We start from the raw sequence: 13473 nt of genomic DNA on the forward strand, positions 1-13473 counted from the left end.
GGGGGCCGCGAAGAGGCTCGCCTGCTCCTCCTCCGGCTCCCCCGCCGCCGCTGCTGTGCGGGACGTGGTCAGCGCTTGTGCACCGCCACCAGGTCGCACACGAAGATCAGGGACTCACCGGGCGCGATGACCGGCGGGGCGCCCATGTCGCCGTAGGCGAGGGAGGCGGGGATCTCGAGCCGGCGGCGGCCGCCGACCTTCATCCCCTGCACGCCCTGGTCCCAGCCGGAGATGACCTGGCCGACGCCGAGCTGGAAGCGCAGCGGCTCGCCACGGTCCCACGAGGCATCGAACTGCTCCCCGGTGGAGTGCGAGACGCCGAGGTAGTGCACGTCGACGACATCGCCGCGGCCCGCCTCGTCGCCGTCACCGACGATCTCGTCGGTGCTGACCAGCTCGGTGGGCGCGGGGCCCTCGGGGTGCTCGATCTCGGGCTTGCTGCGATCCATGGGTGCTCCTTCGGGAGGTGAAGAGGGTCAGGGGCCAGTGTGCCAAATCAGTCTGTCAGGTGGGCGGCGTCCAGCACGTCGATGACGAAGACGAGGGTCTCCCCGGCGAGCTCGCCCTGGTCCTTGTACGCGTCGTCGGTTGGGACGACCAGCATGACCTGGCTGCCCACGGCGAGGTCCAGCAGGTTCTCGTCCCAGCCGGGGATGACCTGGCCCTGCCCCTGGACGAAGGAGAACGGCGCGCTGCGGTCCCACGAGGAGTCGAACTGCGAGCCGTCGGACCACTTCCAGCCCGTGTAGTGCATCGTCAGGTAGTCGCCGGCGGCGGTCGTGTCGCCGGTGCCGACGATCAGCTCCTCGCGGGTGGTCTTCGTGGGGGCATCGCCGGACGGTGCACCGTCGAGCGCCGGAGCGCCGTCGTCGCCCAGGGTGACCTTCGGGAACGTCCCCGAGGGCTTGCCCGCCGTGCCCTCGGCGCGCAGCGGGGCCACGACCCGGTCGACGTCCGCCACCTGGATCAGGGAGCGCGCCTGTCCGGACTGGTCCTGCTGCCAGCCGGCCATCGCGAAGCGGGAGCCGACGGTCATCGAGGTGAAGACCTCGAAGGCCGCCTTGCCCGCGATCTCCTCGGTGACCTGGATGCCGCCGGCGGGACCGCCCTGCCACCAGGACTGGAGGGTCTCGCCGCTGCTGGCGTCGATGTAGAGATGGCGCCACACGAGGGTGTCCCCCTCGACGATGGCCGCACCGTCCCCGGGGACGATGACCTGCGCATCCGCTGCGGAGATCTGCAGCGGGGCCGTGAACTCGACGGTGGGCTCGGCGCCGAGGTCGTCGCTGACGGTGACCCCGCTCAGCGCGGGAGCGCCGCCTCCGTCGGACGCGCCGCCGCCGTCGGAGGCGCCACCGGATCCTTCGCCGTCGTCGGAGCAGGCGGCCAGGCCGATGGCGGTGGCCGCGGCGAGGGCGGTGGTCAGCAAGGTACGACGGCGGATCACAGAGGGCCTTTCAGAGGACGAGCCCCGATCGGGGCGCGGGTCCAGCGTACGGGGCGCCGGGACGGCGGTTCTCAGACTGCAGGAGGCGGCGGGGTGACCGTGCCGGAGGCGCGGGGGCTGCCGGCGCCGCCGAGGCTCCGGATCTCCTCGAGCAGGGCGTCGACCGTGGGCAAGGAGGTCGCGAAGGGGTCGAGCACCTGCACGGGCATCGCGCCGGGTCGGGTCAGGCGGAAGGTGGTCCAGTCCACGACGTGATCGACGCCGTGCTCCTGGGCGGCGGTGACGACCTGACCGCGAAGGTGCGCGCGGGTGGTGCGCGGGGCGGTCTCGCGGGCCGCCTGGATGCGCTGCTCGGACAGCTGGGACGGCGCGAGCTCGCGGCGCTGGAGGGCCTGGAACACGCTCTGGCCGGGATCGATGTCGTGATAGGCGAGGTCGAGACGTTCGATCGCGGGATCGCCCAGTCCCACCCCGCGACGCTCGGCGACCTGGCCGAACAGCCGCTCCTTGATGGCCCAGTCCAGCCGGGTCGCGGCCCAGCTGCGATCACCGGTGGCCACCGCGTCGATCGCCTTCTGCCAGGTCTCCAGCACCTCGCGGTCCGCGCGGTCGCCGCCCTCGACGATGGTCGCGGTCGCATCGAGCCACCGCTGCTGCACCTCGACGGCGGTCGTCGTCCCGCCGCCGGCGAGGGCGATAGGCGCCCGCCCGGTGAGGTCGCGGGACACGGCACGGATCGCGGCGATGTCGTCCTGGAGGGCGAGCTCGGGCAGGGTGCGACCGGACTCGATCGCCCGCAGCACCAGGTCGGTGGTCGCGAAGCGCAGGTAGGTGGAGACCTCGCTCATGGTCGAGTCCCCCACGATCACGTGGAGCCGCCGGTAGCGGGTGGGATCCCCGTGGGGCTCGTCGCGGGTGTTGATGATCGGGCGGGTGCGGGTGGTGGCCGAGGAGACGGCCTCCCACATGTGGTCGCTGCGCCGGGAGAAGACGAACTGGGCGCCGTCCTCGTCGTCCGCAGGGGCGGCCACTCCGCCGGCGCCCGTGACGATCTGGCGCGTGACGAGGAAGGGCAGCAGGAAGCGCGGCAGCCGTGTGAACTCCCCACGGCGGTCCACCAGGTAGTTCTCGTGGGAGCCGAAGGCGTTGCCGGCGGAGTCCACGTTGTTCTTCAGCAGATGGATGCGGGCATCCTGCCCCTCGGCCGCGAGGCGCTCGTTGGCCTGCGTGGTGAGATCGGCGAAGATGCGCTCCCCGGCGCGGTCCTGCGCCACCAGCTCCCACCAGTCGTCGCACTCGGCGGTCGCGTACTCCGGGTGGGAGCCCACGTCGAGGTACAGACGGGCGGCGTTGCGCAGGAACACGTTCGAGGAACGGCCCATCGCGACCACCGGGCGGAACAGCTCGCGGGCGGCCGCCTCCGGTTCGAGGGCGCGGGAGCCGTCGGCCCGCACGCACACCAGGCCGAACTCGGTCTCCAAACCTCCGACGCGACGCTTCATCGGGTCACTGACCGCCCTTCTGGACGAAGGAGCGCACGAAGGTCTCGGCGTTCGACTCCAGCACGGAATCGATCTCGTCGAGCAGGTCGTCGGCGCCCTGCGCCGAGGCGAAGGTCTGGCCGCCGGGTGCGGCGACCTCGTTCTGCTCGTCCTCGGGTCCGGTGCCGGGGCCGTTCAGGGACTGCTGGGACATGGGTCCTCCTCAGGACACGGAGACGGCCCGGCGCAGCGCGTCGAGGATCGTCTCGGGATCGGTGGTCAGGTCGATGCCGTGCAGCTCGCACCAGGCGGCGGAGCCCAGGCGCGGATCCGCCAGGCGCAGGCGGTACCCGCTGTCGGGGCCGGCGAGGGTGATCGCATCCCACCCGGCCGAGGGTACGTGCTCGCGGTGCGCGGAGATCAGGCCGCCGCGCAGATGGGCGCGGGTCGACGAGGGTGCGGTGGTCATGGCCGCATCGACCTCGTCCTGTCCCACGAGGGTGCGTACGGCGCCCGCTGCCCGCAGCTTGCCGAACAGGCCCCTCGCGGGGCGCAGGTCCGAGTACTGCAGATCGATCATCGACAGGCGCGGATCGCCCCACTCCAGGCCGTGCCGGGCCCGGTAGCGCTCCAGCAGCTGAAGCTTCGCGACCCATTCGACGCGCTCCGCTGCCAGCGCAGGATCCTGCTCGAGGAGGTCCAGCAGCTCGGCCCAGGAATCCAGCACCTGCGCCGTCTCGGCGTCGTCCCGGTCGGCGACCGCGGCGATCGCCTCGAGGTGGGCACGCTGGATCTGGAGCGCGGTCAGCTCACGGCCGTCGACCAGCTCCACCGTGGCCAGCAGCGTCGGATCGTGGCTGATGGTGCGCACCGCGGCGACCGGATCGACCAGCCGCAGATCCGGCAGGATCGCGCGACCGGTGCGGTGCTCGGCCTCGAGGGCGGCGAGCACGAGGGAGGCGGTGCCGAGCTTGAGGAAGGTGGATTCCTCCAGCAGGTTCGCATCCCCGATGATCACGTGCAGGCGCCGGAAGCGCGAGGGATCAGCATGGGGCTCGTCGCGGGTGTTCACGATGGGCCGGTTCAGCGTGGTCTCGAGACCGACCTCGGCCTCCATGAAGTCCGCGCGGGAGGAGAGCTGGAACCCGGGCTGCTCGCCCCGGGTGCCGAGGCCCACGCGCCCGGCGCCGACCAGCACCTGCCGGGTCGCCAGGAAGGGCAGCATGGCCGCGGTGACGCGCTCGAAGGGCACCGCCCGATCGACCAGGAAGTTCTCGTGGGTCCCGTAGGAGGCACCCTTGCCGTCGGTGTTGTTCTTGTACAGCGCCACCTCGGGGATGCCGTCCGCGGCGGCGAGGATGTCCATCGAGCGGCGGGCGATCTCCTCCCCCGCGCGGTCCAGGACCACGGCCTCGCGGGCCCGCATGACCTCGGGCGCCGAGTACTCCGGATGCGCATGATCCACGTACCAGCGGGCACCGTTGGTCAGCACGGCGTTGCCCAGGGAGCGCTGCGCGGCCCAGGCGAGCACCTCGGCGTCGTCCCCGTCCGGGGCGACCTCCGGGCCCGCCAGCGGGGCATCCATCTCGACGCTGGGCACATGGGCGTCGCGCACCTCGTCGGTGAGCTGGCTGGGGTGGGCGGCGGCGCGCTGCAGCTCGAAGCCGCGGGCGTCGCGCAGCGGCGTCTCGTCGCCGTAGTCCCAGCGCACGCGCCGGCCCCGCTCCCCCTCCTGGGGGTCCAGCAGCGCATAGGCCCCGACCACGAGATGGGAGAGCAGGATCGAGCTGCCGGCGCCCGCGCGGGCCCGGTCCTCGAGATCGGCGTGCAGCACCCCGAACTCGGTCTCGATGCCCATCACCCGCTCGGTGGTCAGCAGGTGGTCCGTGCCGGTGGTTTCTGCGCTCATCGGGCGGCCTCCTCCTCGGCGCGGGAACGGCCCTGGAGGGGGATCACAGCCTCCACCCGTCGGCCCGCGGCACCGCGGGTCCCCGAGATCCGCGCCCAGTCCTCGGGGTGCGCGGCCGAGGGCATGTCCTCGTTCTCGATGAACTCCGCGGTGATCGCACTGATCAGGTGCTGGGAGGTCAGGCCGACGACCCCGCTGCCCAGCTGCTCCTTGACGGCGAGCTTCTTGGCACGGTCGGTGATGTTGCGCAGCGTCGCCCCGGAGACGAAGTCACGGAAGTGCAGCGTCTCCTGCGTGCCGTCGGAGTACTCCAGGCGCACGAAGGCCGATTCCGGGCCCTCGGCGTAGATCTCGCGCACGGCGAGGTCCAGGAGCTCCTCGCGGTCCTCCCGCACCGGCACCGAGTCGTCGAGATAGAGGCCGAGGATCTCGCGGGCGGCCCGCGCATGGGGCCGACGCACTCGGATCTTCACGTCGAGGCGGCCCGGGCGCAGGATCGCGGGATCGATCATGTCCTCGCGATTCGAGGCGCCGATGACGATCACGTTGTCCAGGCCCTCGACGCCGTCGATCTCGGCGAGCAGCTGCGGCACGATGGTGGTCTCGACGTCGCTGGACATCCCGGTGCCGCGGGTGCGGAACAGGGCCTCCATCTCGTCGAAGAAGATCACCACCGGATGATCGGCGGCGGCCTTCTCGCGGGCCCGCTCGAAGACCAGCCGGATCGAGCGCTCCGTCTCCCCGACGTACTTGTTCAGCAGCTCGGGGCCCTTGACGTTGAGGAACGCGGAGTTCTCGAGGGCCTCGGCGACGCTCACCCCGCGCACCTCGGCGCTGCGCAGCACCAGCTCGTGGGCGACGGCCTTGGCGATCATCGTCTTGCCGCAGCCGGGAGGGCCGTAGAGCAGCACGCCCTGGGGCGGCCGCAGCCCGTAGGTGCGGTAGAGGTCCTGCTGGAGGAAGGGCAGCTCGACGGCATCGCGGATCGCCTCGATCTGGTCCCCGAGCCCCCCGATCTCCTCGAAGGAGACGTCAGGGACCTGCTCGAGGACGAGGTCGGTGATCTCGGCGCGGTCGATGCGCTCCATGACCAGCTGGGCCTTGAGATCCACGAGCACGTGGTCCCCGGGATGGAGGGTCTCCTCCGTGAGCCCGCCCGCTCGGCGCAGCACCCGGGTGTCGTCCGGGGCGACGGCGACGAGGATCCGGGAATCCGCGAGGGCCTCCACGACCGGGACGACGTTGCCGGAGTCGCCGGCCGGGACGGCCTCGACCGCTGCGAGCGCCTCGTTCAGGCGCAGCTCGGTGCCGGGGTCCAGGGCGTCGAGGTCGAGGCTCGCGGCCGTGGCCACGCGCAGCTTGCGACCGTTGTGGAGCACGTCCAGGGTCGTGCCCTCGGCGCGACGCAGGAAGGTCGCATAGGTGTTCGGCGGATCGCCCACCCGCTCCAGATCGCTCTTGAGCTCGACGATCTGGGCACGGGCGCTGCGCAGCCCGCCCACCAGCCGTTCGTTGTGGGCGGCGAGCTTGTCCAGCTCGGCGGTCATCTCCGCATACGTCTTCATCGTCCTGGGTCTCCTTCCTGACGGCGGATCAGCGGCGGGTCCGCTCAGCGGTCCCGGCCCTGGCGGATGTCCCGCAGCGCACGCTTGAGCTTGCGGGGCGCGACGCCCAGCTCCCCCACGTCCTTCGGGCCCCACTGCGAGTCCGAGCCGCCGAAGCCGTCGTTGGCGGGGTCCTGGAGCTCCTCCTCGAGGTGCGAGCCGGGTGCGGGTCGCGTCACCCGGGTGAGGGCCTTCGTGCCATGGGCGGTGCGGCGGGCGGTGAGCAGGAACCCGGTGTGGGCGTTCATCCGGTGCTCGGGGCGCACGGCGAGGCCCTCGAGGTGCCAGGGCCGCACGAAGGACTCCCAGGCGTAGGGCTCGGTGAACTCGCCATGGTCGCGCAGCGCCTCGGCGGTGCGCGAGAGCTGGGTGACGGTGGCGACGTAGGCGAGGTACACCCCGCCGGAGACGAGCACCTCGGCCGCTGACTCGACGCACTCCCACGGGGCGAGCATGTCGAGCACCACGCGGTCCACCTGGGGCTCACCGGGTGAGAGCGTCGGGGCGAGGTCCTGGAAGTCCCCGATCGAGAGGTCCCAGGAGGGATGGGGCCCCCCGAAGTAGGTCTCGACGTTCTCACGGGCCACCTCGGCGAAGTCCTCGCGGCGCTCGATCGAGTGCACGGTGCCCTCGGGGCCGACGGCGCGCAGCAGCGCGGTGGTCAGGCCGCCGGAGCCGACGCCGGCCTCCAGCACCCGGGCACCGGGGAAGATGTCCCCCCACATGAGGATCTGAGCGGAGTCCTTGGGGTAGATGATCGCCGCGCCGCGCGGCATGGAGAGCATGTAGTCGGCGTACAGCGGTCGCAGCGCCTGGTAGCGCGTGCCGCGGCCGTCCTCGATCACGACGCCGTCCTCGGCACCGATCAGCAGGTCGTGCTTGAGCACGCCGCGATGGGTGTGGAACTCGCCGCCCTCCTTGAGGGTGATCGTGTGCAGGCGGTTCTTCACGTCCGCGAGCTGGACCTTGTCGCCGACCGCGAAGGGGCCGGTGCGATCCAGGCCGAGTCCGAGGTCTCGGTGGGCGGTGGCCGGAGCCTCGTCGGTGGCGGCGCTCTGCTGCGGCGGCTGCGGCTGATCAGTCATGCGTCCAGCATATGACGCTGTGTGAGACGTCCGCGCCCAGGAGTCGTATGGGTCACCGTCCGCGCAGGAGAGCGTTGACCTCGTCGCTGAGGATCACGCCCAGCGCCTGGCCCGAATCCTCCAGCACGAGATAGAGGGGGAACGGTCGCGCGAGGATCGCGGAGACCAGCTCGTCGCCGCGGAGCGACGCCCGCAGCGCCCCCATCTCCCCCACCGGGCCGGCCACGGCGCTGATCGGGGTGCGGGAGCGTTCGCCGTCCGGCACCGCAGCGGCGGCGGCGGGCTGGACGCGCAGGACGTGACCGACGACCCCCGGCCGGGCGGTGCGCTGGTCCAGGACGAGGAGGGCGTCGAGCTCCGAGGAGGGGCCGAGGTCGGAGAGCATCTGCTGCGGCGCGACGAGACGCAGCGGGCGGGCGAGGGAGCGCGCGGCGAGCGTGTCGATGCGCGCTTGCAGCGTCGCCGCACCGAGCGCCCGGGAGGCGCCCTGCCAGAGCATGCCGGCGATCAGCATCGCCCAGAGCAGCGCGAGCAGCAGGAAAGTGCCTGCTCCCTCGCTCTGCAGGATCCACCGCAGCGGGACGAGCACGACGAGCACGGCGATGCCGCGTCCGATCCAGGCGGTCACGCGCGTACCCAGCAGCGGATTGCGCAGCACACCGCCGAGCAGGGACTCCAGGGCGCGTCCGCCGTCCATGGGCAGGCCGGGAAGCAGGTTGAACAGTGCCAGGGCGAGATTGAGGCGGGAGCAGAGATACCAGAAGACGTCCGCGGTGGTCCCCGCATCGGTCAGCGTCCCGGCGGCCGTGGCGAGCGCGGCGAGGGCCAGGTTGCTGACCGGGCCCGAGAGCGAGATGACGATCGACGCCGCGGCGGACATCGGCCGCCCCGTGTACTGCGTGTGCCCGCCCCACAGCGTCAGGGCGATGTGGTCGACCGTCGCACCGAAGGCTCGAGCGCTCACGGCGTGCCCCACCTCGTGGACGAGCACGGACAGGACGAGGAACAGGGCGATGCCCAGGGCAGGCAGCAGAGCGGCCGCGGAGAAGCTGCCGCTGCCGTCGGAGAACGACGGGTACAGCATCAGCGCGAACACCGCGACGGTGACGAGCGTGCCCGGGCTGACCTGGATCGGCGGCAGTGCGCCGAGTCTCAGCGTGGGGCTCTTCATGGGGTGGACACTCCTCCGGCCGGGGTGGTGGATCCCCGGGGCACAGCGAGGATATCCGGTGGTCCTGCGCCTCGGCTCGGAGAGCGCGATGGAGCCTATGATGGAGGGATGAGTCGAATCGCCATCACGGCTTTCAGCGGATGGAACGACGCGGGAGAAGCCGCCAGCGGGGTGATCGAGCATCTGCTCGAGGTGTGGCCGTCACGGCCGGCCGGCGCGGTCGATGCCGAGGAGTACATCGACTTCCAGGTCAACCGACCCGAGATCAGCACGGACGAGGACGGTCTGCGGGTTCTCGACTGGCCGGACACCGAGCTGCGGATCGTGCAGCCGCCGCGTGGCCCCGAGATCGTGACGGTGCTGGGTCCCGAGCCGTCCCTGCACTGGAAGCGCTTCTGCGACGAGGTGCTCGAGCAGATGCAGCTGCTGGACGTGAGCTCGGTCATCTCGCTCGGTGCGCTCCTGGCGGATTCCCCGCACAGCCGCCCTCTGCCGGTCTCCTCCTCGATCGAACCGGGATCGGCCCAGCCGGTCGCGGGCTCCGAGCTGTACTCGGGGCCCGTCGGCGTCCCGACGATCCTCGCCCGGCGTACTGCGAGCGCGGGCCTGCGCACGTCGAACGTGTGGGTGCAGGTCCCGCACTACGTCTCCCAGAACCCCTCCCCGAAGGCCGTGCTCGGTCTCCTCCGGGAAGTGCAGTCGCTGGTCAGCGCGCCGATCCCGATCGACGACCTGCTCGAGGAGTCCGAAGCCTGGGAGCGCGGCGTCGACGAGCTCGCCCGCACGGACGAGGACGTCGCCGACTACGTGCGGCGCCTCGAGCGCGCCCAGGATGCCGCGGATCTCCCCGAGGCGAGCGGCGAGGCGATCGCCAAGGAGTTCGAGCAGTTCCTGCGCCGACGGCGCGAGACCGACTGAGGCCGCGAGCCGGCCCGGACCTGCCCGAGCCGGCCGGAGGCGACTCAGCCGCGCCGGCTGGAGGCGGCTCAGCCGCGCAGGTCGAGGCCGAACAGCGCGTCGGCCGCGGCCAGGACGTCACCGGGGGCCGACGTGCCCTCCGGACTCTCCACCTCCACCTCCGCCTCCGTCTCAGCCGTCGCGACGGTGTCCGAGGAAGCGGCCCACCCGTCGAGCACGGTGAGCGCCGTCGGAGTGTCCAGATCCTCGCGGAGTGCGGCACGCAGGGCCTCGACGGTCCGCGGATGATAGCCACCGCGGGACGCCGCGAGCCGGTAGCTCTCCAGGCGGCTCGCGGCGAGGGCGAGAGAATCGTCGGACCATGCCCAGTCGGCCCGGTAGTGGTGCGCCATCAGCACCAGGCGGATCACCATCGGGTCGACGCCGTCGCGGACCAGGCGGTGCACGAACACCAGGTTGCCCAATGACTTGCTCATCTTCTCGCCCTCATGGGCGACCATGCCACTGTGGGTGTACACGTTCGCGAAGCCGCGACCCAGGGCGACCGCATGGGCTGCGCTGAGATCGTGGTGCGGGAAGATCAGATCGCTGCCGCCGGCCTGGATGTCGAAGGGCAGGCCGAGCCCGCCCTCGGCGATGCACACGCACTCGACGTGCCATCCGGGACGGCCACGGCCCAGCACCCCGGCGTCCCAGGCGGGTTCGCCGTCGCGCTCGGCGCGCCACACGAGCGGATCGAAGCGGCCGCGCTTGCCCTCACGATCGGGGTCTCCCCCGCGCTCGGCGAAGACGGCGAGCATCTGCTGCTCGCTCCAGCCGGAGACGTCGCCGAGGGCACCGTCGATGTCGAGGTCGAGGTACCAGTCGTCTCCGGAGGCATCCGGAGTGGAGACCTGATAAGCGCGCCCGCGCTCCAGGAGGGTGGTCACGGTCGCGATGATGCCCTCCATCGACTCGCTCACCGAGAGGTAGGTCTCCGGGGCGACGACCCGCAGCGCCTCCATGTCCTCGGCGAACAGGGCGGTCTGCGAGGCGGCGAGCTCCCGCCACTCCACACCGTCGCGCTCGGCCCGTTCCAGCAGCGGGTCGTCGACGTCCGTGATGTTCTGCGCGACCTCGACCTCGAGCCCCGTGTCCCGCAGGGCCCGGCGCATCAGGTCCGCTGCGTGGTACGTGGACGCATGTCCCAGGTGGGTCGCGTCGTACGGGGTGATGCCACACACGTACAGACGGGCGCGGCCCGGGGTGATCGGCATCAGGGGGGCCACTCGACCTGTCCGGGTGTCGTGCAGCTTCAGCGGCACACCGGAAGCGGGAAGGGGCGAGAGCGTCGGAGAGATCCAAGATTCCACTGTTCGATCATACGGTCCCGGAACAGGACGGATGACGAGGGTGGGAGGGGTCTCAGGCGCCGCCGAGCGGGTCCACTCCACCCAGCCAGAGCAGACCCAGCAGCAGCAGGCCGGCGATCACCCGGTAGACGACGAACATCAGGTACGAGTGGTTCTCGATGATGCGCATGAACCAGGCGATCATCGCCAGGCCGACGGCGAAGGCCACCACGGTGGCCACGATGATCGCCATCAAGGAGGGTTCCCCGGCGGCCGCGGCGGCCGCGCGACCATCGGCGCTCAGCAGCGCCGGCACCTCCTTCGCCGCCTTGTACAGGCCGGAGGCGAACACGGCCGGGACGGCGAGCAGGAAGGCGTACCGGGCGGCCGCCTGGCGGGTGAAGCCCATCAGCAGGCCGGCGGTGATGGTCCCGCCGGAGCGGGAGACCCCGGGGATCAGCGCGAGAGCCTGGGCCAGGCCGAAGAGGATGCCGTCGCGGAGCGTGAGGTCCGTCAGCTCCTTGCGCTGGGGAGCGATCCTGTCCGCGAGCCCCAGCAGGATGCCGAAGACGATCAGCATCGTGGCGGTGATGTACAGGTTGCGCAGGGAATGGTCGATCTGGCTCTCGAACAGCAGACCCAGGACGCCGATCGGGATCGACCCGAGGATCACCAGCCAGCCCATCCGCACGTCCGGATCGGACTGCGGAACCTTGCCGGCAAGGGCCTTGAACCACTTGCCGATGATCCGCGTGATGTCCTTCCAGAAGTAGATCAGGACAGCGGTCTCGGTACCGAGCTGGATGATCGCGGTGAAGGCGGCGCCCGCGTCCTCGCCCGGGGCCATCAGCTCGCCGACCACGCGCACGTGGGCGCTCGAGGAGATCGGCACGAATTCGGTCAGACCCTGGACCAGGCCCAGGACGATCGCCTCGATGAACGACATGGACACTCCTCGGGGACGGCAAGCGGTCGTGACGGGCCGATGCGCTCATCGGCCCCGGACAGACTACGCGGCGCCGGGCATCGAGCCCGGCGCCGCGTGGGAGCCAGTGGTGAAGATGACGTGCAGGTTCAGCGTACGAGGTCAGCGCCCGGTGCCGGAGTCCCCGTAGTCGTCCCGATCATCGTCGTCATCATCGTCATCATCGTCATCATCGTCATCATCGTCGTCGTCATCGTCGTACTCGTCGAGGTCATCGAGATCGTCGAAGTCATCGTCATCGTCGTCGTCCTCATCGTCGGCATCGAAGACGATCAGGGGCGTGGCGATGTCGTACGCATCGAAAAGGGCATCGTCGTACGCGTCGAAGGCAGTGGTGAGCTGCTCGGTGGCGGCGTCCAGGGCAGGATCGTCGTCACCGCGGGAGGCGGAGGCCGCCTCGTAGTGTCTTTCGAGGGCAGCGATCAGCGCAGCAAGAGCGGAGCGAGGATCCGTGTTCATGCTTGGACGGTACCCCTTCGGACGGCAGAATGGACAGAGGGAACCGAAGGCCCCCGGTCGGATTCCGCTCCCGTGGCGGCCGTACCCTGGACCCGCCCGTCCCGGCAGGTCATCGATCACAGGAGGATCTCGTTGTCCGGACTCCACAAGCCCCTGGCTGCACGCATCGAGCACGTGCGTGATCCGCGAGGTCTGCGGGACCTCCCGCTCGAACGCGGGCGCCGTGCGGAGGACTACGAGTTCCAGATCATCACGGTCCCGCGGGACAGCTCGGTGTCCCAGGTGCGCGCGGTCCTCACGGAGCAGGCCGAGTACGGCCGCTGGGAACACGCGCGGACGCGTCTGTACCTGGGCGGCGGCAAGAAGGTGTGGCTGCGACGACGGATCCTCCGCGTCGAGTCGACCCTGGACCACTTCTCCATGCTCTGAGCGCGGACACGCCCGCGCTCCGTCCACAACGACGCGCCCGCCCCGGCGCCGATGTCCCGGACTCTGGTCCAATGGCACCGTGGCAACCCTGCTGAGGCTCCCGTGATCACTCTCGCCGTGCTGCTCGGCGTCTACCTGCCGCCCGCGCTCGTGCTCGCCTGGATCGACGTCCGGGAGCACCGCCTGCCGAACGCCTGGGTGGGCGGTCTGACCCTCGCGGTGAGCGTGGCGCTGCTGCTCGAGGCCGTGCTGATGCCCGCCGCGCGGAGCACGCTGCGAACAGCGGCTGTGCTCGCGCTGCTGCTCGGCATCGGGGCGATCCTGCTCGCCCTGCTCGCCCCGTCGCTGCTGGGCATGGGCGATGCGAAGACGTTGCCGGTGGTAGTGCTCATGAGCGCGGCGCTCGGCGGAGACGCCCTCCTCGCCTCCTTGCTGGGGATCGCGGTGATCAGCGGCCTCGCCGGAGCGGTGGTGATGATCGTGACCAGGCGCCCCGGGGTGCGCTTCGCCGTCGGACCGGTCCTGCTGGCCGGCCCGTTCCTGGGCCTGCTCGGGGCACCGTTGGTCCGCGCGGCGCTCGGGGCCGGCGGGTGAACTTCCGCCTCGACGCGCTCCGCCACGTCCCCTCCACCCCTGCGCGCTGCCCCGCTGCCC

14 protein-coding genes are annotated in these 13473 nt (G+C 71.2%); 3 read left to right on the forward strand and 11 right to left on the reverse strand.

Features of this window, described 5'->3' with window-relative positions; genetic code table 11:
- Nucleotides 1-68: 68 nt before the first annotated feature.
- From ACT3UL_RS04100 to ACT3UL_RS04135, 8 genes are all read right to left on the reverse strand, one after another.
- Nucleotides 69-449: an FKBP-type peptidyl-prolyl cis-trans isomerase gene (locus tag ACT3UL_RS04100; RefSeq protein ID WP_343922779.1), complete on the reverse strand. Its 381-nt coding sequence runs from the start codon at nt 447-449 to the stop codon at nt 69-71.
- A gap of 47 nt (nt 450-496) precedes the next feature.
- Nucleotides 497-1447 carry an FKBP-type peptidyl-prolyl cis-trans isomerase gene (locus tag ACT3UL_RS04105; RefSeq protein ID WP_444576875.1) on the reverse strand — a complete coding sequence of 317 codons (951 nt, stop codon included), beginning with the start codon at nt 1445-1447 and terminating at the stop codon, nt 497-499.
- A 71-nt stretch (nt 1448-1518) separates the two neighbouring features.
- On the reverse strand, nt 1519-2949 hold the full coding sequence (pafA, locus tag ACT3UL_RS04110; RefSeq protein ID WP_444576876.1) for a Pup--protein ligase: 1431 nt from the start codon (nt 2947-2949) through the stop codon (nt 1519-1521).
- Nucleotides 2950-2953: 4 nt separating this feature from the next.
- Entirely contained in the window at nt 2954-3142 is a 189-nt protein-coding gene (locus tag ACT3UL_RS04115) for a ubiquitin-like protein Pup (RefSeq protein ID WP_444576877.1), read from the reverse strand.
- Nucleotides 3143-3151: 9 nt separating this feature from the next.
- The gene (dop, locus tag ACT3UL_RS04120; RefSeq protein WP_444576878.1) at nt 3152-4837 is read right to left on the reverse strand and encodes a depupylase/deamidase Dop; all 1686 of its coding nucleotides are present in this window, start codon (nt 4835-4837) and stop codon (nt 3152-3154) included.
- Complete coding sequence (gene arc, locus ACT3UL_RS04125; RefSeq protein WP_444576879.1) at nt 4834-6402, reverse strand: proteasome ATPase; 1569 nt, start codon at nt 6400-6402, stop codon at nt 4834-4836. Before arc ends, dop begins: the two co-directional genes overlap by 4 nt.
- A gap of 44 nt (nt 6403-6446) precedes the next feature.
- Nucleotides 6447-7526, reverse strand: a complete 1080-nt coding sequence (locus ACT3UL_RS04130; RefSeq protein ID WP_444576880.1) for a tRNA (adenine-N1)-methyltransferase — start codon at nt 7524-7526, stop codon at nt 6447-6449.
- Between the two features lie 52 nt (nt 7527-7578).
- The gene (locus tag ACT3UL_RS04135; RefSeq protein WP_193117124.1) at nt 7579-8697 is read right to left on the reverse strand and encodes a site-2 protease family protein; all 1119 of its coding nucleotides are present in this window, start codon (nt 8695-8697) and stop codon (nt 7579-7581) included.
- Nucleotides 8698-8805: 108 nt separating this feature from the next.
- Here ACT3UL_RS04135 and ACT3UL_RS04140 point away from each other — a divergent pair, with 108 nt between their 5' ends.
- Nucleotides 8806-9615 carry a PAC2 family protein gene (locus ACT3UL_RS04140; RefSeq protein ID WP_443344189.1) on the forward strand — a complete coding sequence of 270 codons (810 nt, stop codon included), beginning with the start codon at nt 8806-8808 and terminating at the stop codon, nt 9613-9615.
- A 68-nt stretch (nt 9616-9683) separates the two neighbouring features.
- On the opposite strand, the gene mshC is transcribed toward ACT3UL_RS04140, so the two are convergent.
- The 3 genes from mshC to ACT3UL_RS04155 all read right to left on the reverse strand — a co-directional run bounded on the left by mshC (nt 9684) and on the right by ACT3UL_RS04155 (nt 12390).
- Nucleotides 9684-10967 (reverse strand): cysteine--1-D-myo-inosityl 2-amino-2-deoxy-alpha-D-glucopyranoside ligase, encoded by a 1284-nt coding sequence (gene mshC, locus ACT3UL_RS04145; RefSeq protein ID WP_444576881.1) that lies wholly within the window; start codon nt 10965-10967, stop codon nt 9684-9686.
- A 52-nt stretch (nt 10968-11019) separates the two neighbouring features.
- A complete protein-coding gene (locus ACT3UL_RS04150; protein ID WP_444576882.1) occupies nt 11020-11892 on the reverse strand; it encodes an undecaprenyl-diphosphate phosphatase in 873 nt (290 codons plus the stop codon).
- 141 nt (nt 11893-12033) lie between these two features.
- Nucleotides 12034-12390 (reverse strand): DNA primase, encoded by a 357-nt coding sequence (locus tag ACT3UL_RS04155; RefSeq protein ID WP_444576883.1) that lies wholly within the window; start codon nt 12388-12390, stop codon nt 12034-12036.
- 132 nt (nt 12391-12522) lie between these two features.
- Between ACT3UL_RS04155 and ACT3UL_RS04160 the strand changes: the two genes are divergently transcribed.
- Entirely contained in the window at nt 12523-12819 is a 297-nt protein-coding gene (locus ACT3UL_RS04160) for a DUF5703 family protein (protein WP_444576884.1), read from the forward strand.
- 102 nt (nt 12820-12921) lie between these two features.
- Nucleotides 12922-13413, forward strand: a complete 492-nt coding sequence (locus ACT3UL_RS04165) for a hypothetical protein (RefSeq protein WP_444576885.1) — start codon at nt 12922-12924, stop codon at nt 13411-13413.
- Nucleotides 13414-13473 lie beyond the last annotated feature (60 nt).

It is taken from the genome of Brachybacterium sp. 107 (assembly GCF_052379725.1).
Classification (GTDB): domain Bacteria; phylum Actinomycetota; class Actinomycetes; order Actinomycetales; family Dermabacteraceae; genus Brachybacterium.